Source organism: Sphingopyxis sp. BE259, from assembly GCF_031457495.1.
Lineage (GTDB): Bacteria > Pseudomonadota > Alphaproteobacteria > Sphingomonadales > Sphingomonadaceae > Sphingopyxis.
Genome location: NZ_JAVDWM010000001.1, coordinates 1394415 through 1418058 on the forward strand (window position 1 = coordinate 1394415; position 23644 = coordinate 1418058).

Genomic DNA, 23644 nt, shown 5'->3' on the forward strand with positions numbered 1-23644 from the left:
CTTGTTAGGTCAGGCCGATCACCGACAATTGGCGGCCATAGCTGTTCTCGTTTTTATGGCACGCGCGGCGATAGCTGAAATAGTCGTCCGCCTCGGCATAAGTGTCCTGTCCGCCGATGGCAATTCGCACAACCCCCGCTGCGGCAAGCCGCGCCGCGACATAGGCGGCGATGTCGAACATCGCGTGGCCGGGCTTGGCCGCCGCAAAGAAGCGTTCGTTGGCGGGGTCGTCGGCGGTGAAACGCTGCACAAATCCATCGTCGACCTCATAGGAAGCCCGGGCAATGCACGGGCCGATCGCGGCGGCAATGTTCGTGCGGCGCGCGCCAAGGCGTTCCATCGCGGTCAGCGTTGCATCGGTTACCCCGGCGAGCGCGCCTTTCCATCCGGCGTGTGCCGCGCCGACGACACCGGCGTCGCGGTCGGCGAACAGCACCGGCACGCAATCGGCAGTCAATATGCCCAGCAGGATGCCGGGGGTGCACGTCGCGAGGGCATCGGCTTCCGGTCGCGCGGTCGGTTCGCTGTCGCCATCGACGATGACGCAGCGGTTGCCGTGGACCTGATAGACGCCGGTCAGCGCCCCGCCGGGCAGCACCGAATCGGCCACGCGCCGCCGGTTCTCGGCAATCAGCGCCGGGTCGTCGCCCGACCCCAGGCCGCAGTTGAGCGAGGCGACTTCGCCCGTCGACACCCCGCCGCGACGGCCGAAGAAGCCGTGCGCGATGCCGTCGAGCGTCGCCGCCGTGACAAACGGCGCGATCACAGGTCGAGCCTGAAAAAACGATCTTCGTCGACATGATTGCCGACGCGAAATTCGTTGCGGCCGACGTCATAGAAACCATAGCGGCGGTAGAAGGCCTGGGCGCGGTCGTTTTCGGTAAACACGGTCAGGTAGAGGATTGACGCCCGCGCCCGCGCCCAGGCGATGCCCCAATCCATCAGCGCCGCGGCAACGCCGGTGCCTTTGGCGGCTTCGGCGACATAGAGCTGATGCAATTCGACGGCGCTGTCGGTTGGCTGCTCGGCTGGCAGGTCGAAATCGACCGGTCCCATCTTGATATAGCCCAAGATCGCGCCCGCCGTGTCGCGGACCAGCGCGATCGCATAGCCGGGGTTGGCGAGCTGGGCCCGAACGCGGTCGGGCGGGTTCCAGTCGGCGAGGAAGGTCGCCAGGTCGGCCGCGTCATAGATATGACCGAAGGTGTGGGTGAAAGACCCGTTGGCAAAGGCGGCAATCGCTTCCGCGTCGCCAGGCGTTGCCAATTGCAGGGCGGTCATGCGGCGTCTCCTGTAAAACCTGCGGGGGTGGGCCAGCCGGGTGCGGTGACGGCCATCACCTTGAACAGGTCGCCCATGGCGTCGGCCGCGACAAGCCGGTCGCGCTGGCCCTGCAATTCGGCGGCGCGGGTCGGCGCGGCGGTGGCCAGCGATTGCAGCCGCGCATCGATGCCCAGCCGTTGCAGCCAGTCGCCTTGGGTTGCAACGGCGCTGACCGTCGCCCCGGCAGACTGCGCGGCCTCAGCAAGCGCCTTGAAATCGACATGAGCGGTCAGATCGATCTCGCCCGGATCGGTGAACGGGTCGGCAAAGCGATGCGCCTTGACCGCTTGCAGCGTGTCGCCGACCGCCGGGCCCACATAACCATAGTCGATCGCCAGCATGGCCCCGCCGCGCCGCGCGAGGCGAAAGGCGCAGCTTTGCATGATCGCCGCCGCCGCAGGCGCGGTTTCGACGATGCTGCCGATCGGCGCAGCGCGCAGCGCCGCGGGGACGATGTCGTCGGCGGCAACGTCGCCCGCTACCGCGGTGAGTCGACCGCCCTGCCGCTCAACCATCCGCTCGCGCCAGCCATCCCTGGTGCGGACATATTGATGGATGGGCAAGGCGTCGAAAAATTCATTGGCGACGATGATCGCCGCACCGTCGTCCAGCACGTCGTCGATGACGTCATGATGCAGCGCGCCGGGAACGCGCGCCAATTGTGCGTTGCGGAGGGTCGGGCTGGTTTCGACAAAATGGACAGCGAGCGGCGCGCAACCGAACCGTGCCATCGCACGCAGCGCATCCGCCGCCAGCGTACCCCGTCCGGGGCCAAGTTCGACATAGTGAAAGGCGGGCTTGCCCGCGCGCGACCACAGGTCGGCGATCCATACGCCGATCATCTCGCCGAACATCTGGCTGATTTCGGGTGCGGTGGTGAAATCACCCGCGGCGCCCAGCGGATCGCGCGTCGCATAATAATGGCCGTTCGCCGCCGCCATATAATCGGCGACCGTTGTCGCCCGCGCGGCAGCGATGTCGCCGATCAGGGCAGCAGGCGTCGGCGGTCCGTCACGCAACGCTGTCGGGTCCGGCGACCGGCTCGATCCGCTGGCGGCGCGCCTTGGCGGTGGCGACCAGCCAGACGCCCCCCACGATCATTGGCGCCGAAAGCCACTGGCCCATCGACAGCCCGGTCGCATCGACGATCCATTGGCGCTGGACGTCGGGCTGGCGCACAAATTCGATCAGGAATCGGCTGACCCCATAGTCGATTGCCGCCACGCCAAACAGCAGGCCAGGCTTGTACCGCGCATCGGTGCGCCAGAACAGCCAGCCCAGGATGATCATCATCACCAGGCCTTCCATCCCGGCTTCGTAAAGCTGGCTGGGGTGGCGCGGATCGGGGCCACCGTTAGGAAAGATGACCGCCCACGGAACCGTCGTTACCCGGCCCCACAATTCGCTGTTCACGAAATTGGCAATGCGACCAAAAAACAGGCCGAACGGAATGACGCAGGCGACATAGTCGCAAAAGCGCAGGAAACTGAGCTTTTCTTTGCGCGTGACATACCAGATAGCGATCAGCACGCCCAGCGCCCCGCCGTGCAACGACATGCCGCCATCCCAGAGCCGGAATACCGAGAGCGGCTCCCTGACGTAGGATTCCAAATTGTAGAACAGCACATAGCCGAGCCGCCCGCCGATGATGATCCCCAGCATGGCGTAAAAGATCATATCGTCGGCGTGGCGCCGCGCCATCGGGGCGCCGGGCTGCGCGATCAGCTTGAGCAGATACCAATAGCCGACAAAGATCCCGGCGAGATAAGCCAGCGCGTACCAGCGGATCGGCAGACCAAAGACGCTGAACGCGACCTCGCTATTGTCTCCCATCAGATCATGGAAGTTCACATATTGCGTTGCGTCGGCTAGGGTTGCAAAAAGAAACATAAAGTCGCGCGGTCCTTCCCCAGGAGAGGCCTCCCCATAAGGGGTTAGGCCAGCGAGACCAAGAGGAGAGATACAATATGCCATCCGCGCTCGATTTGCGCCTGGACGCCGCCTATAATCTGATCACCGGTCCGGGCGGACCGATCCAGGTCGGGACGGTTGAACGCTTTGGCCAGCAGCTGCCCTTCATCACCAATGCGCCGACGAATCTGGCGGATTATGTTGCATTTTTTGCCGCGCAGCATGGCGATGCGACCTTTCTGGTCGAGGGCGATGAACGCTTGTCGTTCAAGCAGGTTTATGTCGCGGCGCGGCAGGTCGCGGCGGGGCTGATCGAGGGCCATGGGGTGCAGCGCGGCGACCGCGTCGGTTTGGCGATGCGCAACGCCAATGCGTGGTGCGTCGCCTATATCGGTATCCTGCTGGCGGGCGGCTGCGCAACCCTGCTCAACGGCTGGTGGCAGGGCGGCGAACTGGCGGCGGGAATCACCGACAGCGAAGCGAAGCTGGTGATTGCCGATGAACAGCGCGCCGCGCGGCTCGAAGAGGTCGAGCATGGCGCGAAGGTCATCACGCTCGACATCCGGCAACCGATCGATCAGGCGATGGCGCCGATCACTGGTGCGGGCGGCAGCGCCGCGACGACGCTGCCGGTGCTGACCGGCCAGGATCTGGCGACGATCCTGTTCACCTCGGGCTCGACCGGCCAGTCGAAGGGCGCCTTTTCGCGCCACGAGGCGATCTGCCAGGCGATCTTCAACTATGTCACCCAGACCGCAAGTATCGTCCATCTGCTGACTCAGGACGGGTTGATGTCGGACATTCAGCCCGCGACCCTGATCTGCACCCCGCTGTTCCACGTCACCGCCGAAGTGCCGGTATTCCTGCAAAGTTTTGCGCTCGGCCGCAAACTGGTGCTGATGCCGAAATGGAACGCCGATGAGGCGATGCGGCTGATCCAGGACGAGCAGTGCAATTATTTCGTCGGCGTGCCGCTGATGAGCTATGAGATATTGGTCAGCCCGAACCGCAAGAATTACGACCTGTCGACGTGTAAAAGCTACGCCGGCGGCGGCGCGCCGCGTCCGCCCGAACATGTTCGGCGTCTTGCCGCCGAAATGGGCGATGCTAAGCCGCTACTGGGTTACGGCCTGACCGAAACCAACGCCGTGGGCTGCGGGATCATCAACGAAAATTATGTCGCCAAGCCGCTATCGACCGGCCCGGCGTCGAAGCCGCTGGTCGACTTGGCGATCCTCGACGACAATGGCAACGCGCTGCCGCAGGGCAGCGTCGGCGAAGTGTGCATTCGCTCGGTCGCCAATTTTTCGGGCTATTGGAACAACGAGGCCGCGACCAAGGCGGCGTTTTTCGACAATGGCTATTTCCGTTCGGGCGACCTCGGCTATGTCGACGAGGACGGTTATCTGTTCATCGTCGATCGCAAGAAGGACATCATCATCCGCGGCGGCGAAAATATTAGCTGCCAGGAGGTCGAGGCGGCGATCTATGAACATTCCGAGGTCAACGAATGTGCGGTGTTCGGCCTGCCCGACGAGCGGCTGGGCGAGGTCGTCGGCGCGGTCGTGTGGGTCAAGCCGGGCAGCAGCGTGACAGCGGAGGATATGTGCTCGTTCCTCAGCGCGCGGCTCGCGCCGTACAAGGTGCCGTGCAAGATCTGGATGGCGGGCGACGCCTTGCCGAAGCTGGGCAGCGAAAAGATCGACAAGGTCAGTTTGCGCAATCAGTATCGCGCCGAATATGCGGCGGAGGTTGTCGCGTAACTTTTCGTGGTGAGGGAGCGAACCGGGATCATGGCCGAGGCTGAAACTCCCGTTGCTCCGTCGGCGCCGACGTCGCTGGCACCGGTGCGCGTGTATCGCCACCGGCTGCCGACGCGGATCTGGCACTGGGTCAATGCCGTCACGCTGCTGATCCTGCTGATGAGCGGGCTGACGATCTTCAACGCGCATCCGCGGCTCTATTGGGGCGAATATGGCGCCAATTTCGATCGCGCCTGGCTGGTGATCGGCTCGACTGCCGACAGTGGCTATTTGCGCGTCGGCGACTGGCGGGTCGAGACGACCGGGGTGCTGGGCCGCTGGACCGATGCCGCGGGCGAGGAAAGCACTTGGGCCTTTCCCGGCTGGGCGACGATCCCGACCAGCTACAGCTTGGCCGACGGGCGGCGCTGGCATCTGTTTTTTGCATGGGTGATGGCGATCGGGCTGACGCTTTATATGTTATGGACTGCGCTTGCCGGGCATCTGCGCCGCGATCTGCACGTCCGCCGCGGCGAATGGTCGCCGCGCCATATCTGGCACGATGTGAAGGATCACGCGCGGCTGCGCTTTCCAACGGGCGAGGCGGCGGCGCGGTACGGCATCCTGCAAAAATTGAGCTACATCGGGGTGATCTTCATCCTGCTGCCGCTGATGATCGCGACCGGGCTGGCGATGTCGCCGGGGATGAATGCGTCATGGCCCTGGCTGCTCGACCTGTTCGGCGGGCGGCAGTCGGCGCGGTCGATCCATTTCATCGCGGCTTGGGCGCTGGTGGCGTTCTTTTTCGTCCATATCGCGATGGTGCTGCTGGCCGGGCCAGTGAACGAACTCCGCTCGATGGTGACCGGCTGGTTCCGCCTGCCGCCGGAGCGCGGCGCATGAGCGAGATCATCATGCCGCGCCGCCAGTTGATGGTCCGCGCTGGTGGGCTGGCCGCGACGCTGCCCTTCCTGTCGGCGTGCGATGCGATCAACGAAGCGCCCGCAGTGCGCAAAATCCTGTCGATGGGCGAAGAGATGAACCACGCGAGCCAGCGGGCGCTGACCGACCGCAATGCGCTGGCGCGCGAGTTCAGCCGTGCCGACCTGTCGCCCTATTTCCGGCCGAACGGAACGCGTTTGCCCGCGGGTGCCGCCTATGCCGCGCATGCGGCGAGCGGCTTTGCCGACTGGCGGATCGCGGTAACCGGGTTGGTGGCGCGGCCCTTGTCGCTGTCGATGGCCGACATTCGCGCGATGCCGCAGCGCACCCAGATCACCCGCCACGACTGCGTCGAGGGGTGGAGCGCGATCGGGCAATGGACCGGGGTGCAATTGTCACGCATCCTGGCGGCGGCGGGGGTGAAGGACAGCGCACGCTATATCGTCTTTCGCTGCGCCGACCGGCTGGGCGACGCGCTCTATTACGAAAGCTGCGACATGGTCGATGCGCGGCATCCGCAGACGATCATGGCCTGGGCGCTGAACGATGCCGTGCTGCCGATCGCCAATGGCGCTCCGCTGCGGCTGCGGATCGAGCGGCAGCTGGGTTACAAACACGCCAAATATGTGAACGCGATCGAAGCCGTCGCCAGCCTCGACGCCATCGGCGCGGGTAAGGGCGGCTATTGGGAAGACCGCATCGATTACGAATGGTATGCAGGGATATAGCCGTTCGTCACTGCGAGCTTAGCAAAGCAATGACGGCGGCTTTTACGTCGGATAGCGCTCGTTCATGACGTCCCAGCTCAGCACGACCAGCTTTTCGAGCACATCCAGATCAACGTCGGCGAGCTTGTTGACGTAAAGACAGGATTTCCCGACCTTGTATTTGCCAAGCCGCGCGAACAGCGCGTCCGCCTCGGGCTGGCGGTCGCAGTAGTGGCCCATCAGGTACAGCGTCATCGCCGCCTTGCGCGGGCTGAACCCGGCGCGGCACATGGTCCCCGAATGGCCGCTGTCATATGTGTAGTCATAGCTGCCATAACCGATGATCGACGGTCCCCACATCTTCGGTTCCAGCCCCGTTACCCGGCGGTGGATCGCATCGATGACGGCCGCCTCTTCGCGCCGCCGCGCCTCGGGGACGGCGGCGATGAAGTCGGCCACGATGATTTCGGTGGCTTTGGTCTTGATCTCGGCTTTGCCCATCACATGTCTCCCCTCGGCAGGCTAGCGGGTTGGCACCGATAATCCAACCGGCGCGCAGGCGGGCCCGCCGCCCGCGCGCCGTAGGATCAATCACCGCTTGGCGCGCTTTCCCGCTAGTTCGGCGACCAATGCCGGGGCCGGCCAGATTGTCTCCAGCCCTTCCTGCACCGCGGCGGTCGACACGACGACGGTGCGGTTGAGCGTTCCGTCATAGCCGAAATTGCCGCCCAGCGAGTGGATGTTGCCGTCGAACGCCGCGCCGATCACGCTGCCGTCGCGGGCGATCACCGGCGATCCCGAATTGCCACCGATGATGTCGTTGGTGGTGACGAAATCATAGACGACCTTCTTGTCGATGCGCGCTTCGGCCTTCACGAATCCGTCGGCCAGCTTGTAGGGGAGCTGCCCGGTCGCCCGGTCATAGGTGCCGCCCATCACGGTAGTCGCCGGCACCGGCTTGCCGCGCTCGGTCCAGCCCTTCACCTGACCATAGGATAGTCGCAGCGTGAAGGTCGCATCGGGATAGAGCTTGTCGCCATAGGCAGCGAAGCGCGCCTTTGCCAGCCGTGCCTGCGCCGCGGTGACCGGGGCGTCATAATCGCGGTCGAACGCCGTCTTGATCGCGCGGGCGCGCGGATCGAGCGCGGCGAAGAAGCGGATCATCGGATCGTCCGACGCCGCGATCGCCGCAGCGCCACCCTCCCACAATTGCTTGCGATAGGCCGGATCGGCCAGCTTCGTTCCTTCGACCAGCCGCTTGCCGAGTGCTTCGGGGCTTTCCTTGCCGAGCAGCATTTTGACGTCTTGATTGTCGGCGCCCAGATATTCGCGCGCCTTACTGGCCCAGAAGCCGACGCCCAACTCCTCGAGCCACGGATAGGTCGGGACCGCATCGGTCAGCCGCTTTTCGGTCAGCGGCAGCGCCGAATCGGTAAAGCCGGGCAGGCGTTCGCTGTTGGGCTTGCTGCGTTCGGCGGCAGCGCGCACCAGCGTCTGGGCATAGCCGGCCAGCGTCGAATAGCTGGCAGGGCCGCTTTGCAGGAACACGCTGTCCAGATAGCTGTTGCGGCGCTCGGCCATCGCCTTGTCGATTTCCGACCAGGGATCGCCGATTTCGGCATTGCCCTTGACCCGTGCGCGCAGATCCGCCTCTTCGGCAGCCAACTTGGCGGTAAAGGCGGGATCGTTGAGCGCCCGCAGCTGTCCCGACAAGGCCTTGAAGCTGTTTTCATATCCGAACAGCTCGTCGCCGCCCTCGCGGGTTTTGGCAGCATCGCCCTCCATGCTGGCGATCAGGCGACCGCGAAATTCGGACAGCAGGATCAGCGTCAGCGGCAGGCGTTCGGCGCGCTGGAATTCGCGCTGCGTTTCGGTCAGCAGACGCTGGGTCGAACCCGGGTTGCCAGCGACAAAAGTGATCTCGCCGTCCTGCGGGGCGCGCGGATTCCATTTGAGGTGGGTCGGCGTCGCGACCGGCTTGCCGTCCTCATAGGCGCGCAGGAAGGCGGCATCCATCGCGTAGCGGGGGAAGTTGAAATTGTCGGGGTCGCCGCCGAAGAACGCCGCCTGAAATTCGGGCGCCCAGGCGATGCGGACGTCGCTGTACTTGCGATATTGATACAGCTTGTATTGGCCGCCGCCGAACAGCGTGACAACCTGACAGCGCGTTTTGGCGCGATCGGTGCAGCCCGCGGCTTCAATTGTCGCGATCCGTGCGTCGCGCGCCTTGACCAGCGCTTCGCCGGTCAGCGCCGCGATCGCGCCCTGAATGTCGCCCGTGACATCGGTGATCGAGGTGACCACCTCGGCCTGTTGGCCGGGGCATTTGCGCTCGCGCGCGCGGTCGGCGGCGTTGAAACCGCCCGCGACCAGATCGCTGTCGGCGGTCGACAGATTTTGCAGGCAACTGATGACGCAATGATGGTTGGTGAGGACCAGCCCCTCGCTCGACACGAACGACGCCGAACAGCCGCCGGTCAGCCGCACCGCCGCGGCTTGCGTGCGGGCGAGCCATTGCGCGTCGGGCGCCCAGCCATAGGCCTTGCGGATTGCGTCGGTCGGGACGCCGTCAAAGGTCCACATGCCCTCTTCGGCGGCAGCGGGGGTGGCAGCGGTAAAGGCGGCAAGAGCGGCGAAGGTCAGGGCAAGGGTCAGGCGCATGGGGATCCTCTTCGGCGTTATAAAGTATCATCCGATACTAGCGACGGCGGCGAGGGCGGCCAAGCGAATAAAGCGCGCTGGAGCCGCAACATATATGCGCTGGTTGCGCGCCGCGCGGCGGGCTGCTAGCCGCGCCCGCGTCTGTCCTCACGCCAAAGGTGCCATCATGTCCGAGTCCTTCAAGCGCGTCGTTCTCGCCTATTCGGGCGGCCTCGATACCAGCGTCATCCTGAAGTGGCTGCAGGTGACCTATGGCTGCGAAGTGGTGACCTTCACCGCCGATCTGGGGCAGGGCGAGGAACTGGAACCGGCGCGCGCCAAGGCCGAGTTGATGGGGATCAAGCCCGAACATATCTATATCGACGACCTGCGCGAAGAATTTGTCCGCGATTTCGTCTTTCCGATGATGCGCGCCAATGCGCGTTACGAGGGCGATTATCTGCTCGGCACCTCGATCGCGAGGCCGCTGATTTCGAAGCGGCTGGTCGAGATCGCGAAAGAAACCGGTGCCGACGCGGTGGCGCATGGCGCGACGGGCAAGGGCAATGATCAGGTGCGCTTCGAACTGTCGGCTTATGCGCTGAATCCCGACATCAAGGTGATCGCACCGTGGCGCGAATGGGATCTGACCAGCCGCACCGCGCTGATCGCGTGGGCGGAGGAGCATCAGATTCCAGTGCCGAAGGACAAGCGTGGCGAAAGCCCGTTCTCGACCGACGCCAATCTGCTGCACACGTCGAGCGAGGGCAAGGTGCTCGAAAACCCGTGGGATGAAACCCCGGATTATGTCTATTCGCGCACCGTTAACCCGGAAGATGCGCCCGACATCCCCGAGCATATCACGGTCGATTTCGAGCGCGGCGATGGCGTTGCGCTCAACGGTCAGGCGATGTCGCCCGCGACTTTGCTCGCCGCGCTCAACGACCTCGGCCGCAAGCATGGCATCGGCCGCCTCGACCTGGTCGAGAACCGCTTCGTCGGCATGAAGTCGCGCGGCATGTACGAAACGCCGGGCGGCGAAATCTATGCCCGCGCGCACCGCGGCATCGAAAGCATCACCCTCGATCGCGGCGCCGCGCATCTGAAGGACGAGCTGATGCCGAAATATGCCGAGCTCATCTACAACGGCTTCTGGTTCGCGCCTGAGCGCGAGATGTTGCAGGCGGCGATCGACCACAGCCAGGAAAAGGTCAGCGGCACCGTCCGGCTCAAACTCTACAAGGGCAATGCCAGCGTCGTCGGCCGCAAGTCGCCGAACAGCCTGTACAGCGAACGCCATGTGACGTTCGAGGATGACGCCGGCGCCTATGATCAAAAGGATGCGGCGGGGTTCATCAAACTGAACGCGCTGCGCCTCAAACTGCTCGCCAAGCGCGACCGCTGAGCCGCCGGCCGACCGCGGCCGCACCATCGTCATCGCCGATGCGATCGTTGCGGCCTGAACCGGCCGGGATCGCTTCGTCGCATATTCGGCGCGGATCGCGCCGGGACGGGAACCCGGCGCGTTGTGCCGGGTGGTGGCGTCATGACTTTGCCACATCGCGATGATAGTCATCGTGCGTTAAGTTAGTGAGAATATGTAAGAAAATAGCCAGGGGTGGGCCTATAGCGAGTGACAAGCGATGCAGAATCAACCCGCCCTGAACGACCCCGATTATGAATGGCACCCCCGCCGGGTGGCCTTCCCGCGCGTCGGTTTGCTGATCGATCGTAACGGCGTTCGCACCGGCGTGATCTGGCCCGGCCGCTACCTCGTTCGCAAGTCGCGCACGTTCAGTAAATGGATCTATCGGCAACCTTCGGCGGTTCGGCAGCTGTAAAGTTACGGCGCAATTCGCTCGATCAAACCCAACCGAAATACAGGATTAGCATGGCGCCCGGACCTGCGCTAAGGGGCGAGTCGTGACTGCGACCCGTTTTTTCTCCGACAATGCCGCCACGGTTCATCCGGCGGTGATGGACGCCTTGGCGGCGGCCAATCATGTCGATACCGCCTATGACGGCGACGCGCTTAGCCAATCGCTCGACAAGACCTTTTCGGACCTGTTCGAAACCGAATGCGAGGTTGTGTGGATCCCCACCGGCACCGCGGCGAACAGCATCATTCTCGCCCATTTCGTGCGGCCGTGGCAGGGTATCCTCTGTTATGAAGAGGCGCATATCGAGGTCGACGAATGCGGCGCCCCGACCTTCTATTCGGGTGGCGCCACGCTGATGACGCTGCCTGGACGCGGCGCCAAGATCGATGCCGAAGCGTTGAAAGAGCGGATTCGCAGCATCCGTAACGACGTGCATCAGGTTCAACCGGCAGCGATCAGCATCACCAACGCAACCGAATACGGCCTCGCCTGGCGGGCGCAGGAAATCGGCGAGATCAGCGAGATCGCCCGCGGCAAGGGCATGAAGCTGCACATGGATGGTGCCCGCTTTGCCAATGCCGTCGCCTATCTGGACTGCGCCCCCGCCGACGTTACCTGGCGCGCCGGGGTCGATGCGCTGTCGTTCGGTTTTACCAAAAATGGCGCGATGATGGCCGAGGCGATCGTCTTTTTCGGCGGCAGTGGCGGGCCGGGGGTTCGCGAGCTGAAAAAACGCGGCGGTCACCTGCTCAGCAAGGGCCGCTTTGTTGCGGCGCAGATTCGCGCGATGCTGACCGACGACCTGTGGCTCAAAAACGCGCGCGCGGCGAATGCGGGCGCGGCGAGGCTGGCGATGGCATGCGGCGACCGGCTGATGCACCCGGTCGAGGCGAACGAACTGTTCGTGCGGCTGACCGCGGCCGAAGCCGCGAAACTGCGCGGCGCCGGGTTCGATTTCTACGACTGGGGCGACGGCGCGGCGCGCCTGGTCGTCAGCTGGGATCAGGATGCAAAGGCGGTTGCGCCGCTGGCGGCCGCGATCGCGGCACTATGACCGCGCAGCCCGGCCTGCTGACGCCGCGCGTCCTGTTCCCATTCCTTTTCATCACCCTGATCTGGGGATCGACGTGGATCGTCATCACCGGACAATTGGGCGTCGTGCCGCCGAGCTGGTCGGTTGCTTATCGCTTTTTTGTCGGGGCGGCGGCAATGTTCGCTTATGCGCTGTGGCGGCGCGAGCAGTTGACGCTCTCGGGGGCGGGGTGGGCCTTTGCCGCGCTGCTCGGCCTGGCGCAGTTCGCGCTCAACTTCAACTTCGTCTATCGCGCCGAACAGCACATCACTTCGGGACTGGTTGCGGTGCTGTTTGCGCTGTTGATCGTGCCTAACACCTTGCTCGGCCGGGTTTTTCTGAAAACCAAGGTCGAGGGCCGATTCCTGCTTGGCGCGGGGATCGCCATCGTCGGCGTCGGCATGATGATCCTCCACGAATATCGTGCCGCCAATGTCGGCGCGGGCGAGGTACTGATCGGCACTGTGCTGACATTGTGCGGCGTGATGAGCGCGTCGGCGTCGAATGTGATGCAGGGATCGAACGTCGCACGCGCGCAGTCGATGGTGGTGATGATCGCTTGGGCGATGCTGTTCGGCGCGTTGGGTGACGCGCTGTTCGCCTGGGCAACCACCGGCCCGCCGGTGATCGAAATGACCCCGGCCTATCTCGGCGGCGTCTTCTATCTTGGGGTCATCGCGAGCGCCGTCACCTTCCCGCTCTACTTCAATATCATTCGCGCCGTCGGGCCGGGGCAGGCGGCGTGGTCGAGCGTGCTGATCCCGATCATCGCGATGGGCTTTTCGACGCTGTTCGAGGGCTATCGCTGGGCGCCCTTGTCGATCGCTGGCGGCACGGTGGCGCTGGTCGGGCTGGTCATTGCGGTGGCGAAACGCCCCGAACGGCCCTCGGTCAGCGGGAATACCGTGTCGGTGCCGGTTGTGGAGGCCAAGGACTCCTGACTTCGCTCGGCACGAACGGCAGCGGGGTGGTCCTTATCCCGCGCTGATCCGCTCGATATCGGCGCCAACCGCCTGGAGCTTCTCTTCCAGCCGTTCATAACCGCGATCGAGGTGATAGACGCGGTTGACCTCGGTCGTGCCTTCGGCCGCCAACCCGGCGATGATCAGGCTCATCGAAGCGCGCAGGTCGGTCGCCATCACCGGCGCGCCGACCAGATGATCGACCCCGCGCACCACCGCGCTGCGGCCGCGCACATCGATGTCGCAGCCCATGCGCGCCAGTTCAGGAACGTGCATATAGCGGTTCTCAAAGATGGTTTCGGTGAACAGCGACGCGCCCTTGCCCAGCGTCGCCATCGCCATGAACTGCGCCTGCATGTCGGTTGCAAAGCCGGGGTAGGGCGCGGTCGACAGGGTGACGGGTTCGGCGCGGCCCGACATCGCAACCCGGATGCCGGTCTTGGTTTCCTCGACCGTCGCGCCGGCCTGGCGCAGCGCGGCGAGCGTCGCGTCCATCTCGTCGGCCTTGGCGCCTACCAGTTCGACGTCGCCCTCGGTGATCACCGCGGCACAGGCGTAGCTGCCCGCCTCGATGCGGTCGGCCATCACACGATATGTCGCCCCGTGCAGGCGATCGACACCTTCGATGGTCAGCGTTTCGGTGCCGATGCCGTCGATATGCGCGCCCATCGCGACCAGGCAGTTGCACAGGTCGACGATCTCGGGTTCGCGCGCCGCATTTTCGAGAACGCAGGTGCCCTTGGCAAGGACGGCAGCCATAAGTGCATTTTCGGTCGCACCGACCGATACCACCGGAAAGGTAAACTTGCCGCCCGCGAGCCGTCCGCCCGGTGCGACCGCCTTCACATAACCCGAAGTCAGCTCGATTTGAGCGCCAAAGGCTTCCAGTGCTTTGAGATGCAGGTCGATCGGGCGGTTGCCGATCGCGCAGCCGCCGGGCAGCGACACCGTCGCCTCGCCCGCGCGGGCGAGCAGCGGCCCGAGCACCAGGATCGACGCGCGCATTTTGCGGACGATGTCATAGGGGGCGACGGTCGAGGTGAGGGTGGTCGTGCGCGCGGTCATCACGCGGCCAAAATCTTCGGGCCGCGATCCCTCGATCGTCGTCGAACAGCCCAGTTGGTTGAGCAGGTGGCCAAAGCCGTCGACGTCGGCGAGCCGCGGCAGGTTGCGCAGCGTCAGCGGCTCATCGGTGAGCAGCGCGCAGGGCAGCAGGGTGAGCGCCGCATTCTTGGCGCCGGAGATGGGGATACGGCCCTTGAGTCGCTGGCCGCCGCGAATGACGATTTGATCCATCGGCTGTCTTTAGCGCACGGGCGCGGGCGCGCAAGCAGGGCGGCGCACCTTCGGCCCCGGGCTGCGTCCGGTCCAGCGCTTGTAGGCTCGCGAAAAGGCGGCGCGATCGGAGAAGCCAAGGAGATACGCCGCTTCGTTGATCGACACTTTGCCGCCGTCCAGATAGCGGACCGCCATCTTGTGACGCAGCTGGTCGAGCAGCCGGTCAAAGGTCAGCCCTTCGGCCTTTAGTTTGCGGTAAAGCGTCTGCCGACTGATTCCCATTTCACGCGCGATACCGTCGATGTGCGCGTCCCCCGTGTGAAGGCGCTGGAGCAACAGGTTTTCGATCCGTCCGCCCAGGGTCGTCGTCGCCGCCAGACGCGCCAGCACGGCATCGGCATGGTCGATCAGGATGCCGAACACATAGCTGGGTTGCAGCGCGACGGGGTGCGACAGCCAGTCGCCGTCGAGCCGCATCGCGTTGCGGCCGCTGGCAAAGCGGATCGGCGCCTGAAAGACGCGCGCATACTCGGACGCATAGCCGGGCGCCGGATGGGTGAATTGAATTTCGCCGATCTTGAGCTGATCGGTAAACCGCCGCGGCCCGCAAACCATGCGGGCGAAACTCACTTCGCTGAGTTCGGGAAAGTCGTTGGGGTTCTGGCGGTGATCGACCACCCAGACATGGCGGCCCTCCTGCACAATCTCGAACCGATCGGTTGCGCCCAGATCAAGTTCGACGACGAGGCTGCCATAGCGGTTCATCTGGGCGAGCGCGTCGGCCATCGTCGGCGCCGCCCGAGTGATCAGGCCCACCACCGACAGCTCCGACAGGTCGACGGCTTCGCCATAATGGAGCGCCAGCGCGTCGTTGCCGGTCAAGCGCTGGGCGGCGCGGACCAGTGCGACATAATCGGCAAAGGCGACGCGGTTGTCCCGGTCAGCCAGATGATCTGCCGCGACCGGCAGACCGGCGGTCAGAATGGCGCGGTCGGCCCCACGTGACGCAGCGAAATCGAGAAACGCGGTGATCGCGCCCGCGGAAACGCTAGGGTCAGCCACCGCCGTTACCCTGGAACATATTTTTGATACGAACGAACATATCGGACAGTGTATTGCCTCTCTAATACTGCGCCGCGACGACCCCCGGTCAACCTATGGAAAAATGCTCGTTCAATGTCGATATTGTTACCATTAGTTGCCGTCCACATTGCCAGTGGCACTTTTGGCCTGATTGCGGGCACTGTGGCAATGGCGCGCCGCAAAGGCGGGCCGCAACATGCGCGCTGGGGGAGCTGGTTTTTTATCGCGATGCTGGTGATGGCGGTCACCGCAACCCCGCTCGCGCTGCTCGAACCCGATCGGCTGTCGGCGGTGGCCGCTGTGTTGACCGCCTACCTCGTCACGACATCGTGGATGGCGGTCAAGCGGCGCGGCAAGGCGGGGTGGCCCGAGTGGGCCGCGTTGGCGGCCGCCATCGGATGCGTCGTCGCAGAGATCCTGCTCGGCCTGAAAGCCATGAATGGTGTCGGCAGCGAATTGGACGGCCAGCCAGCGACCGCCTTTTTTGTCTTTGCTGGCCTGGCGGCATGGGCGGCGCTGCTCGATCTTCGCGTCCTGCTAGGCGCTCCACTCTCGGCGCAGCAACGGCTGGCGCGTCATTTGTGGCGGATGTGCACCGCGTACTTCCTCGCCGCGACGTCGCTGTTCCTGGGGCAGCAGGACGATGTCTTTCCCTTTATGGCCGGATCGCCGTTGCTGTTCATCCCGTCACTCGCGACGCTGATTTTCATCGCCTGGTGGCTGGTCAAGGTCCGGCGCAAGCCCAAGCCTCGCCGTGCCATCCCGGCGACCCAGACGCCCTGATTCCCCGAAAAAAGAAAGACAGGAACCCCATGCTGAGCAAGATTTTCCCGGCGCATTACGACGATGTCTATCGCGGACATAAATTCGCGCTGGTGCTGTTGGTCTTCATCACGATCTTCAACACGATCATGTGGTACCAATCGGTGTTCAACACCTATTACGCAGCGGCCGAGGCCGACAATATTCCGCTGGCCAGCTATCCCGCCGATGCCGCGCTGCAAATCATTTCGATCTTTGCCAAGCTCGGCAATGTTCATTTTATCTTTATCGTGCTGAGCGTGCTTGCGCTGATACGCTACCGCTCGATGATCTCGCTCGTCTTTCTGTTGCAGATATGGGAATATGTGACGCGCCTGGCGATCAACAATCATCTGCACGATACGCCGTGGGTCAGCCTGCCGGGTGACCTGGCGCAGGCGATCGTCCAATCGCTGTTCTATGCCATGCTGCTCGGCTTTGCGCTGTCTCTCTGGCATCGCGACCGGTCGGCCAGCCCAAGCTGAGCCGGGGCATTCGGGCCGGTGTTGGCGGACTTAGGCTTCGCCGTGGCTTTCCGGTCCGAATTGTGAAACTATCCGCTGCCATATCCGGATCGAGCGAGGGCGGCTTGCGCCGGCGGACTTTTCACAGGGGAGAAGGTCATGCGGAACCATGTCGTCACCATCGTTACATCTGCGGCGTTGATCGCCAGCCAGCTGGTTGTTCCGGCGTTGCCGCAATCGACCTATCCCTATCCGCCGCCGGGTGGTCCGCAAATTCAGCCGCCGCGGCCAGGCTATGAAGGCTATGTCGGGACGATCCGCTGCGAATCGCGGGGCAATACGACAGAGCGGTGCAGCGTGCGAACCGACAATCGCGTCGATCTCGTTCGGGTCATCGGTGGGCGCTGCTCGAAAGGGCGCGATTGGGGATTCACCGCGAACCAGATTTGGGTGTCGGGCGGCTGCCGCGCCGAATTCGCTTATGGCTACGCAAATAACGGCGGCTATCCGACCCCCTTGCCGCAGCCGGTCGATGACTATGCCGGAACGCTGACCTGCGAATCGCGAAACAAGACCTATCAGCAGTGCAACGTCCCCACGAACAATCGCGTCGATCTTGTCCGCAAGCTGGGCGGCAAATGCAATGCCGGGCGCCAATGGGGCTATACCGGTGATTATATCTGGGTCGACAAGGGCTGCCGCGCCGAATTCGCCTATGGCTATCGCAATGTGCAGCCGACGCGGCCCGACAAGGACAAGGGGCCGAGCACCGGGCTGATCATCGGCGGCGTCGTGGTTGCGGGCGGGCTGCTCGCATTGCTGCTCAGCAAGAAGAAGAAATCGGCCGACGGTGCGAGCGACGACAGCGCGGCGACGCACCCGCCGCGCGGACCGGCGACGTTGAGCGCGAACCTCAGCGGCTTGCCAAGCGCAGCGCGGCCGTCGGTGCAGAACTGCATGACCGATGCGGCGCGGCAGATCGGGGTCACGGGCGGGACGAGGCTGTCCTATGACAAGCTGGTTTCGCTGGAACAGGGCAATGGCGGCTGGCGCATCCGCGCCGCAATGACCGCAACCTATCCCGATGGCGCCAAGGCGATCGAAATGTATTGCCGCGCGACGCCGAGCGACATCATCCAGCTCGATTTTTCGTAGCGCGGGTTTTCATCACCGTCATTGCGAGGACCCGAAGGCGACGCGGCAATCCAGAGCGGTTCTAGGCCGCACCTGGATTGCTTCGCTTCGCTCGCAATGACGAACCCATTCTATCCGAGCAACGCCTCTTCGACCTGGCCAAGCCGGTCCTTGCCGAAAAACATGGCATCGCCAACAAAGAAGGTCGGGATGCCAAATACCCCGCGCGCGACCGCCGATTCGGTGTTGGCGACCAGCCTGGCCTTGATCTCTGGCTCCTGCGTCCGCGCGAGCAGCGCGGGGCCGTCGAAGCCGTTCGCCGACAGGAAGGACGCGATGACTTCGGGGTCGTCCATCTTCAGCCCGTCTTCCCACATCGCGCGGTTCACCGCGTCGATATAATCGTCGAGCACGCCTTCGTCGTCGGCCACGATCGCGCCGCGCATGATCGTAAGCGTGTTGACCGGGAAATGCGGATTGAGGCGGAATTTGGCGAGACCGTGCTTCTCGATGAAGCGCCGCATTTCCAAGTTTTCATAGGCCAGCTTGGCGGGCGCATCGGCATATTGGATCATCGGCGCCTTGTTGCCGGTTGCCTTGAAAATGCCGCCGAGCAAGCACGGGGTGACGAGCAGGTCGGCGCCGGTGCGGTCGAGCAGTTCGGGCAGCGCTTTCATGCAAAGATAGGCGTTCGGGCTGCCGAAATCGAAGATCAGTTCAAGGGTTTTGGTCATGGTTTCGTTCCTTTCCCTTCTCCCCTTGCGGGAGAAGGATAGGGAGCCTTATCGCGAAGCGATTAGGCGGACTTGGATGAGGGGTGGCGAGCGGAGCTCGCGAGGTCCGGTGGACCGCAACCCCTCACCCAGCTGCGACTAGCCAGCAAGCTGGCGAGTCTTCGCATCCCTCTCCCGCAAGGGGAGAGGGAATTGGGCCGCATCACCATTTTTCTCCCCAAGGGCGAAGGTCGAGTTCGTGCGTCCAGGCACTTTTCGGTTGCCGGTGCAGCATCACATAATTGGCGGCGATCGCGGCCGGATTGAGAATGAGATCCTGCGCCTTGGCATTGTCGAAATCCGGGTGGCGGCCCTTGATAAATTCGGTGTCGATCGCGCCGTCGATGACGGTGTGCGCGACGTGAATACCCTGCGGACCCAGTTCGCGCGCCATCGACTGAGCGAGCATCCGCAAACTTGCCTTGGCGCCGGAGAAGGCGGAAAAGCCAGATCCGCCGCGCAAGGATGCGGTAGCACCGGTGAAGATGATCGTGCCGCGACCGCGTGGGGTCATGCGCTTTGCTGCCTCGCGCCCCATCAGGAAGCCGCCGAGGCAGGCCATTTCCCAGACCTTGGTGTAAACGCGCACCGTCGTTTCGGCGATCGGGAAATTGACGTTGGCGCCGATGTTGAACACCGCGACCTCGACCGGGCCAACGTCGGCCTCGACCTGGTCGAACAGCTGGGTCATGTCGTCCTCGCTGCGCGCATCGCCGGGGAAAGCGCGCGCCTGATACCCGTCGTCACGGATCGATTGGGCCAGCGTTTCGAGCTGGTCGGCATTGCGGGTCCGGCGATTGACGCAGGCGGTGAACCCTTCGGCGGCGAAGGCGCGGGCGATGGCGCCGCCGGTGGCGTCGCCGGCGCCGATGATCACGGCAGCGGGATTGGGCATATGCGACTCTCCTCTTGCGCCTGATAGTAACTATGATAATCATAGTAACAAGAGAAATTTCATGGTATGAGAAACATGTGTGATGGCCTTGCCAGATATGATTTCGTCATTGCGAGCGAAGCGAAGCAATCCAGGGCGGCTTGTCACACTCTGGATTGCTTCGCTTCGCTCGCAATGACGGGACGTTAAAGGAATTCCGATGCCCAAACGCACCGATCTGTCAGCGACCTTTTGCCCCGTCGGCCGCTCGGCCGAGCTGCTCGGCGATCGCGCGGTGCTGCTGATCCTGCGCGATCTGTTCTTTGGCAATCGGCGGTTCGAGGTCATCGCCGCGAACACCGGATTGGGTCCGCAGCTGGTGTCGGCGCGGCTCAAGCTGCTCGAGGGCGAAGGCGTGGTCGAGCGGCGCGCCTATCAGGACCGCCCGATCCGCCACGACTATTGGCTGACCGCCAAGGGCAAGGATCTGTTCGGCGTCCTTTATGCGATGCGCGGCTGGGCTGAACGCTGGGCGTATCAAGAGGGCGAGACCGGCGGCGGACCGGCGATGCGCTATATCCATCGCGCCTGCGGCGCCGATGTGGGCACCGCGATGGTGTGTCCGGGATGCGGCGAGCCGCTGGGCTATGGCGATTTGAAAGGGGAGCCGTCACCTGCGCTCAAGGCCGAGCAGGCGCGGCGCGCGGGTTAGCTCAGGCCTTTTCCAGCGTGCATTGCAGCGGGTGCTGGTTCTGCCGCGCGGCGTCCATCACCTGGTTGACCTTGGTTTCGGCAACTTCGTAGCTGAATACGCCGCACACGCCGACGCCCTGCTGGTGGACATGCAGCATGACCTGGGTCGCCTGTTCGATGTCCATGTTGAAGAAACGCTGGAGCACCATCACGACGAATTCCATCGGCGTGTAATCGTCGTTGAGCAGCAGCACCTTGTACATCGACGGTTTTTTCGCCTTGGCGCGGGTGCGCGTGGCGATGCCGACGCCGGGGGTGCCGGGCGCGCCGTCATCCTTGTCCGCCATGGCGCGGACATTCCTAGGCTCCGCCATCGCGCGGACCGGCTGGGTGGTCGATACTGGAAACATCATGGGCAGGAATATCGCAAGCCGCGGGCGAAGCGCAAGGGGCGCGCGCGCGGTTTTTAACCTCTTGTTCGCCAGCGCGGAACGGGCTGGCTTCAAAAACAAGAACCGCCCGCTTCCTTGGGAAGCGAGCGGTCTTGAGAGTGTCGGCGCAGGCGGAGAGGGAGGGGGAAGTGCCCGCGCCAACGGAAGGTGAAAGCGCCTTAGGCGGCCTTCATCTTCGAGGTGATCACCGAAACGCGGTTCGAGATCGGCGCGAAGCTGTCGTTCGCCATCTTGACGACCAGTTCGCTGGTCTTCGAGGTCTGGGCGACAGCGGCGTCGAACGCCTTCTTGCTGTTTTCGGCATAGAGCTTGAAGAACTCGGTCGGCGACTTGACCGAGGTATAGCCCTTCAGCGCGGCGGTGGTGTCTTCAAAGCTCTTGCGAGCGAAGGTGACGCCTTCCTGGCCCAGAACTTCCATGTTCTTGGCAGCGATCTTGCCGGCTTCGACCATCGCTTCGATGTTGGCCTTGTTGAATTCGACGGCTTCTTCAGCAAGCTTGCTGGTCTTGCTCATCGCGTCCTTGGCCTTCGCATTGAAGTCGGCGGTCAGGGCTTCGGTGCGGGTCTTCGCTTCGTCGGCGAACTTCTTGACGGTGTCGTTCATGGTCTTGATTCCTTTGCTGACGGCGGCAACCGGCTTCGGTGCGGCCTTGAGGGGCTTGGGAGCAATATTCTTCACGGCCGCCTTCTTGGGGGCGACCTTCTTGGCAACTGCCTTGGGGGCAGCAGCCTTTTTCGCGACCGGCTTGGCTTTTGCCTTCACCGGCTTGATCTTGGCAGGGGCCGCAGCCTTCACCGCTGCGGGGGCAGCGACAACGGCGGGGGCAGCCGGAGCTTCCACCGGCTTGGCGGCGGTTTCCAGCGTCGCGGCTTCGAAAGCCTTTTCGGCACTATCCATCTTGGTAGCCATGGGTAAAACTCCTTTATGTTGCAGTGCACAATATAGGAGTGGCTCGGCGATTTCAAGGGTATTTTTGTGCAGCGCACAAAAAAACTGTCATCGCCGCCCAAAGGCTGGATAATCGCTAGATATTACCGCTGTTTGACATAGCGACCGGGCGCGTCTTCGATCGCCTTTTTGGCGCCTTTCCCGGGCATGCGGGCGCCTTTGGCGGCGACTGTTTCGCCATCCTGTGCCGCAATCCAGTCGATCCAGTGCGGCCACCAGCTGCCCTTAGTCTCACTGGCGCCCGCAACGAACTCGTCGAGCGTCGCGGCGTTGCTGTCTCCAGTCCAATATTGATATTTGCCTGCGGCAGGCGGATTCACCACTCCGGCAATATGGCCCGACCCGGCGAGCAGGAAGGTTTTCGGGCCGGACAAATTGTCCATCAACCGCCAGACGCTGGCGAGCGGGGCGATATGATCCTCGCGCCCCGCCTGGATATAGGCGGGGGTCTCGATTTTTCTCAGGTCGATCGGGGTACCGAGCGCCGACAGGCTGTTGGGGATGACCATGCGATTGTCGCGGTACAGGTCGATCAGATATTGCCGGTGCCATTTGGCGGGCAGGTTGGTCGTGTCGCCGTTCCAGTACAGCAGGTCGAAGGGCGGATAGTCGTTACCGAGCAGGTAATTGTTGACGACATAGTTCCAGATCAGGTCGCGCCCGCGCAAGCTGTTGAAGGTTGCCGCCATGTAGCGGCCGTCGAGGAAGCCCGGCGCCGACAACTGCTGAAGCAGGGCGAGATAGCCGTCGTCGATGAACAGCTTGAGGTCGCCGGCCTGTTCGAAATCGACCTGCGCGGTGAAAAAGGTCACCGATTTTACCCGCTCGGCTTCGCCCTTTGCGGCCAGCACCGCGAGCGTTGCGGCGAGCGTGGTCCCGGCCACGCAATAGCCGATCGTATGGACCGCGGGGACATCGAGCGCCGCGCGCACCGTGTCGATCGCATCGACCTGCGCCGCGATATAATCGTCCCACACCACGTCCTTCATCGACGCATCGGCCGATTTCCACGACACCATGAACACGCTCAGCCCCTGTTCGACCGCCCAGGCGACGAAGCTTTTGGCAGGGTTGAGGTCGAGGATGTAGAAGCGGTTGATCCACGGCGGGAAGATCAGCAGCGGAACGGTGAACACCTCCCTGGTCGTCGGCGTATATTGGATCAGCTGATACAGGTCGGTTTCATGAATAACCTTGCCCGGGGTGGTCGCGATATTGACCCCGACCTCGAACGCGTCCGGATCGACGTGAGACAGCTGGCCGCGTGACAGGTCGGTCAGCATATGCTGCAAGCCCTTGAGCAGACTTTCGCCGCGCGTCTCGACGGCGCGCTTGATGACTTCGGGATTGGTCAGCGCGAGGTTGGTCGGCGCCATCGCGTCGGCGATGCCCTTGGCGGCAAATTCCATCTTGGCGCGCGCCGCGGGGTCCAGCCCGTCGAGCTGGCGCGTCGTGGCCAACATCTGTTCGGCGAGCAGGCCATAGGTTTGGCGGATCATCGCGAACACCGGGTTCGAACCCCAGTCGGGGTCGGCAAAGCGGCGATCCTTTGGCGCCGCGCCATCCAGCGCTGCGGGGGTCATCGGGTTCAAGGTTGCCAGCGAGGTCCAGAAGGCGACGCCCTGATCCCACAGCTTCGACGACTGCTGGGTCCACAGCTGGGTGGCCGGGTTCTCGAGCCATGTGGAGGGATCGAACATCGCCGCTGCGCTCGCCTGTCCGTCATTGGCCTGGCCCAGCGCATATTCCAGCATCATCTGCTGTGCCCGCCCGATGACGCTGGCCCAATGTTGCATGTCGTCGGGCGACGGCAGAAAGGGATTGGGCGCTTCGGTCGTGCCGTCTTGATCTGCCTGGTTCATGCTCGTTCCCGCTGGTCAGTGCCGTCAAACTGCCTATAACAAGCCGCGTCGCGACTTGCGACCGCTGATCGTCCCGCAACGAAAAGGAGTTGTTCTAGTTT

24 protein-coding genes are annotated in these 23644 nt (G+C 63.6%); 11 read left to right on the plus strand and 13 right to left on the minus strand.

Annotation, left to right across the window (positions count from 1 at the left end; translation table 11 throughout):
* Window positions 1-4: 4 nt before the first annotated feature.
* Genes pgeF through lgt form a run of 4 tightly spaced genes read right to left on the minus strand, consistent with a single transcriptional unit; the run spans window position 5 to window position 3213 of the window.
* Window positions 5-766, minus strand: a complete 762-nt coding sequence (pgeF, locus tag J2X44_RS06760; protein WP_310088762.1) for a peptidoglycan editing factor PgeF — start codon at window positions 764-766, stop codon at window positions 5-7.
* Window positions 763-1281: a GNAT family N-acetyltransferase gene (locus J2X44_RS06765; RefSeq protein WP_310088763.1), complete on the minus strand. Its 519-nt coding sequence runs from the start codon at window positions 1279-1281 to the stop codon at window positions 763-765. Before J2X44_RS06765 ends, pgeF begins: the two co-directional genes overlap by 4 nt.
* Window positions 1278-2342 carry an SAM-dependent methyltransferase gene (locus tag J2X44_RS06770; protein WP_310088764.1) on the minus strand — a complete coding sequence of 355 codons (1065 nt, stop codon included), beginning with the start codon at window positions 2340-2342 and terminating at the stop codon, window positions 1278-1280. Before J2X44_RS06770 ends, J2X44_RS06765 begins: the two co-directional genes overlap by 4 nt.
* Window positions 2335-3213: a prolipoprotein diacylglyceryl transferase gene (gene lgt, locus J2X44_RS06775; RefSeq protein WP_405053345.1), complete on the minus strand. Its 879-nt coding sequence runs from the start codon at window positions 3211-3213 to the stop codon at window positions 2335-2337. The genes J2X44_RS06770 and lgt overlap by 8 nt, the downstream gene beginning before the upstream one ends.
* 77 nt (window positions 3214-3290) lie before the next feature.
* On the opposite strand from lgt, the gene J2X44_RS06780 reads away from it, so the two are divergent.
* From J2X44_RS06780 to J2X44_RS06790, 3 genes are read left to right on the plus strand one after another with little or no spacing between them, the layout of a single operon-like run.
* On the plus strand, window positions 3291-4997 hold the full coding sequence (locus J2X44_RS06780) for a class I adenylate-forming enzyme family protein (RefSeq protein ID WP_310088765.1): 1707 nt from the start codon (window positions 3291-3293) through the stop codon (window positions 4995-4997).
* Window positions 4998-5027: 30 nt separating this feature from the next.
* Window positions 5028-5879: a cytochrome b/b6 domain-containing protein gene (locus J2X44_RS06785; RefSeq protein ID WP_310088766.1), complete on the plus strand. Its 852-nt coding sequence runs from the start codon at window positions 5028-5030 to the stop codon at window positions 5877-5879.
* Entirely contained in the window at window positions 5876-6646 is a 771-nt protein-coding gene (locus J2X44_RS06790) for a molybdopterin-dependent oxidoreductase (RefSeq protein WP_310088767.1), read from the plus strand. Before J2X44_RS06785 ends, J2X44_RS06790 begins: the two co-directional genes overlap by 4 nt.
* 42 nt (window positions 6647-6688) lie before the next feature.
* Here the strand turns inward: J2X44_RS06790 and J2X44_RS06795 are convergent, their stop codons facing one another.
* Window positions 6689-7126: a DUF1801 domain-containing protein gene (locus J2X44_RS06795; protein ID WP_310088768.1), complete on the minus strand. Its 438-nt coding sequence runs from the start codon at window positions 7124-7126 to the stop codon at window positions 6689-6691.
* A 90-nt stretch (window positions 7127-7216) separates the two neighbouring features.
* Window positions 7217-9286 (minus strand): S46 family peptidase, encoded by a 2070-nt coding sequence (locus J2X44_RS06800; protein WP_310088769.1) that lies wholly within the window; start codon window positions 9284-9286, stop codon window positions 7217-7219.
* Between the two features lie 166 nt (window positions 9287-9452).
* Here J2X44_RS06800 and J2X44_RS06805 point away from each other — a divergent pair, with 166 nt between their 5' ends.
* From J2X44_RS06805 to J2X44_RS06820, 4 genes are all read left to right on the plus strand, one after another.
* On the plus strand, window positions 9453-10670 hold the full coding sequence (locus J2X44_RS06805) for an argininosuccinate synthase (protein WP_310088770.1): 1218 nt from the start codon (window positions 9453-9455) through the stop codon (window positions 10668-10670).
* A 238-nt stretch (window positions 10671-10908) separates the two neighbouring features.
* The gene (locus tag J2X44_RS06810) at window positions 10909-11106 is read left to right on the plus strand and encodes a hypothetical protein (protein ID WP_310088771.1); all 198 of its coding nucleotides are present in this window, start codon (window positions 10909-10911) and stop codon (window positions 11104-11106) included.
* An 82-nt stretch (window positions 11107-11188) separates the two neighbouring features.
* The gene (locus J2X44_RS06815; RefSeq protein ID WP_310088772.1) at window positions 11189-12199 is read left to right on the plus strand and encodes a beta-eliminating lyase-related protein; all 1011 of its coding nucleotides are present in this window, start codon (window positions 11189-11191) and stop codon (window positions 12197-12199) included.
* Window positions 12196-13158: a DMT family transporter gene (locus J2X44_RS06820; RefSeq protein WP_310088773.1), complete on the plus strand. Its 963-nt coding sequence runs from the start codon at window positions 12196-12198 to the stop codon at window positions 13156-13158. The genes J2X44_RS06815 and J2X44_RS06820 overlap by 4 nt, the downstream gene beginning before the upstream one ends.
* Before the next feature lie 33 nt (window positions 13159-13191).
* Here the strand turns inward: J2X44_RS06820 and murA are convergent, their stop codons facing one another.
* Both murA and J2X44_RS06830 read right to left on the minus strand, forming a co-directional pair.
* Window positions 13192-14475 (minus strand): UDP-N-acetylglucosamine 1-carboxyvinyltransferase, encoded by a 1284-nt coding sequence (gene murA / locus J2X44_RS06825; protein WP_310088774.1) that lies wholly within the window; start codon window positions 14473-14475, stop codon window positions 13192-13194.
* Between the two features lie 9 nt (window positions 14476-14484).
* Window positions 14485-15519: an AraC family transcriptional regulator gene (locus J2X44_RS06830; RefSeq protein WP_310088775.1), complete on the minus strand. Its 1035-nt coding sequence runs from the start codon at window positions 15517-15519 to the stop codon at window positions 14485-14487.
* A gap of 189 nt (window positions 15520-15708) precedes the next feature.
* Between J2X44_RS06830 and J2X44_RS06835 the strand changes: the two genes are divergently transcribed.
* The 3 genes from J2X44_RS06835 to J2X44_RS06845 all read left to right on the plus strand — a co-directional run bounded on the left by J2X44_RS06835 (window position 15709) and on the right by J2X44_RS06845 (window position 17960).
* Entirely contained in the window at window positions 15709-16323 is a 615-nt protein-coding gene (locus J2X44_RS06835; protein ID WP_310088776.1) for a hypothetical protein, read from the plus strand.
* A gap of 29 nt (window positions 16324-16352) precedes the next feature.
* Window positions 16353-16826: a hypothetical protein gene (locus J2X44_RS06840; RefSeq protein ID WP_310088777.1), complete on the plus strand. Its 474-nt coding sequence runs from the start codon at window positions 16353-16355 to the stop codon at window positions 16824-16826.
* 138 nt (window positions 16827-16964) lie between these two features.
* Complete coding sequence (locus J2X44_RS06845; protein ID WP_310088778.1) at window positions 16965-17960, plus strand: DUF3011 domain-containing protein; 996 nt, start codon at window positions 16965-16967, stop codon at window positions 17958-17960.
* 110 nt (window positions 17961-18070) lie between these two features.
* On the opposite strand, the gene J2X44_RS06850 is transcribed toward J2X44_RS06845, so the two are convergent.
* Both J2X44_RS06850 and J2X44_RS06855 read right to left on the minus strand, forming a co-directional pair.
* Window positions 18071-18673, minus strand: coding sequence for a 2-hydroxychromene-2-carboxylate isomerase (locus J2X44_RS06850; RefSeq protein WP_310088779.1), 603 nt, complete (start codon window positions 18671-18673; stop codon window positions 18071-18073).
* 202 nt (window positions 18674-18875) lie between these two features.
* Window positions 18876-19607 carry an SDR family oxidoreductase gene (locus J2X44_RS06855; protein ID WP_310088780.1) on the minus strand — a complete coding sequence of 244 codons (732 nt, stop codon included), beginning with the start codon at window positions 19605-19607 and terminating at the stop codon, window positions 18876-18878.
* Window positions 19608-19806: 199 nt separating this feature from the next.
* Here J2X44_RS06855 and J2X44_RS06860 point away from each other — a divergent pair, with 199 nt between their 5' ends.
* A complete protein-coding gene (locus J2X44_RS06860) occupies window positions 19807-20298 on the plus strand; it encodes a winged helix-turn-helix transcriptional regulator (protein ID WP_310088781.1) in 492 nt (163 codons plus the stop codon).
* A gap of 1 nt (window position 20299) precedes the next feature.
* On the opposite strand, the gene clpS is transcribed toward J2X44_RS06860, so the two are convergent.
* The 3 genes from clpS to J2X44_RS06875 all read right to left on the minus strand — a co-directional run bounded on the left by clpS (window position 20300) and on the right by J2X44_RS06875 (window position 23543).
* On the minus strand, window positions 20300-20626 hold the full coding sequence (gene clpS / locus J2X44_RS06865) for an ATP-dependent Clp protease adapter ClpS (RefSeq protein WP_310089336.1): 327 nt from the start codon (window positions 20624-20626) through the stop codon (window positions 20300-20302).
* A 263-nt stretch (window positions 20627-20889) separates the two neighbouring features.
* On the minus strand, window positions 20890-21642 hold the full coding sequence (locus tag J2X44_RS06870; protein ID WP_310088782.1) for a phasin family protein: 753 nt from the start codon (window positions 21640-21642) through the stop codon (window positions 20890-20892).
* Between the two features lie 122 nt (window positions 21643-21764).
* On the minus strand, window positions 21765-23543 hold the full coding sequence (locus J2X44_RS06875) for a class I poly(R)-hydroxyalkanoic acid synthase (protein WP_310088783.1): 1779 nt from the start codon (window positions 23541-23543) through the stop codon (window positions 21765-21767).
* Window positions 23544-23644 lie beyond the last annotated feature (101 nt).

Excerpts from the sequence above, each read along its gene's own strand:
- J2X44_RS06805 (WP_310088770.1), top strand. The coding sequence starts at position 9,453 with ATGTCCGAGTCCTTCAAGCGCGTCGTTCTCGCCTATTCGGGCGGCCTC.
- J2X44_RS06845 (WP_310088778.1), top strand. The coding sequence starts at position 16,965 with ATGCGGAACCATGTCGTCACCATCGTTACATCTGCGGCGTTGATCGCC.
- J2X44_RS06820 (WP_310088773.1), top strand. The coding sequence starts at position 12,196 with ATGACCGCGCAGCCCGGCCTGCTGACGCCGCGCGTCCTGTTCCCATTC.
- J2X44_RS06855 (WP_310088780.1), bottom strand. The coding sequence starts at position 19,607 with ATGCCCAATCCCGCTGCCGTGATCATCGGCGCCGGCGACGCCACCGGC.
- J2X44_RS06765 (WP_310088763.1), bottom strand. The coding sequence starts at position 1,281 with ATGACCGCCCTGCAATTGGCAACGCCTGGCGACGCGGAAGCGATTGCC.
- J2X44_RS06835 (WP_310088776.1), top strand. The coding sequence starts at position 15,709 with ATGGCGCGCCGCAAAGGCGGGCCGCAACATGCGCGCTGGGGGAGCTGG.
- J2X44_RS06780 (WP_310088765.1), top strand. The coding sequence starts at position 3,291 with ATGCCATCCGCGCTCGATTTGCGCCTGGACGCCGCCTATAATCTGATC.
- J2X44_RS06790 (WP_310088767.1), top strand. The coding sequence starts at position 5,876 with ATGAGCGAGATCATCATGCCGCGCCGCCAGTTGATGGTCCGCGCTGGT.
- J2X44_RS06875 (WP_310088783.1), bottom strand. The coding sequence starts at position 23,543 with ATGAACCAGGCAGATCAAGACGGCACGACCGAAGCGCCCAATCCCTTT.
- lgt (WP_405053345.1), bottom strand. The coding sequence starts at position 3,213 with ATGTTTCTTTTTGCAACCCTAGCCGACGCAACGCAATATGTGAACTTC.
- J2X44_RS06800 (WP_310088769.1), bottom strand. The coding sequence starts at position 9,286 with ATGCGCCTGACCCTTGCCCTGACCTTCGCCGCTCTTGCCGCCTTTACC.
- murA (WP_310088774.1), bottom strand. The coding sequence starts at position 14,475 with ATGGATCAAATCGTCATTCGCGGCGGCCAGCGACTCAAGGGCCGTATC.
- J2X44_RS06860 (WP_310088781.1), top strand. The coding sequence starts at position 19,807 with ATGCCCAAACGCACCGATCTGTCAGCGACCTTTTGCCCCGTCGGCCGC.
- J2X44_RS06850 (WP_310088779.1), bottom strand. The coding sequence starts at position 18,673 with ATGACCAAAACCCTTGAACTGATCTTCGATTTCGGCAGCCCGAACGCC.
- clpS (WP_310089336.1), bottom strand. The coding sequence starts at position 20,626 with ATGGCGGACAAGGATGACGGCGCGCCCGGCACCCCCGGCGTCGGCATC.
- J2X44_RS06840 (WP_310088777.1), top strand. The coding sequence starts at position 16,353 with ATGCTGAGCAAGATTTTCCCGGCGCATTACGACGATGTCTATCGCGGA.
- J2X44_RS06785 (WP_310088766.1), top strand. The coding sequence starts at position 5,028 with ATGGCCGAGGCTGAAACTCCCGTTGCTCCGTCGGCGCCGACGTCGCTG.
- J2X44_RS06870 (WP_310088782.1), bottom strand. The coding sequence starts at position 21,642 with ATGGCTACCAAGATGGATAGTGCCGAAAAGGCTTTCGAAGCCGCGACG.
- J2X44_RS06795 (WP_310088768.1), bottom strand. The coding sequence starts at position 7,126 with ATGGGCAAAGCCGAGATCAAGACCAAAGCCACCGAAATCATCGTGGCC.
- J2X44_RS06810 (WP_310088771.1), top strand. The coding sequence starts at position 10,909 with ATGCAGAATCAACCCGCCCTGAACGACCCCGATTATGAATGGCACCCC.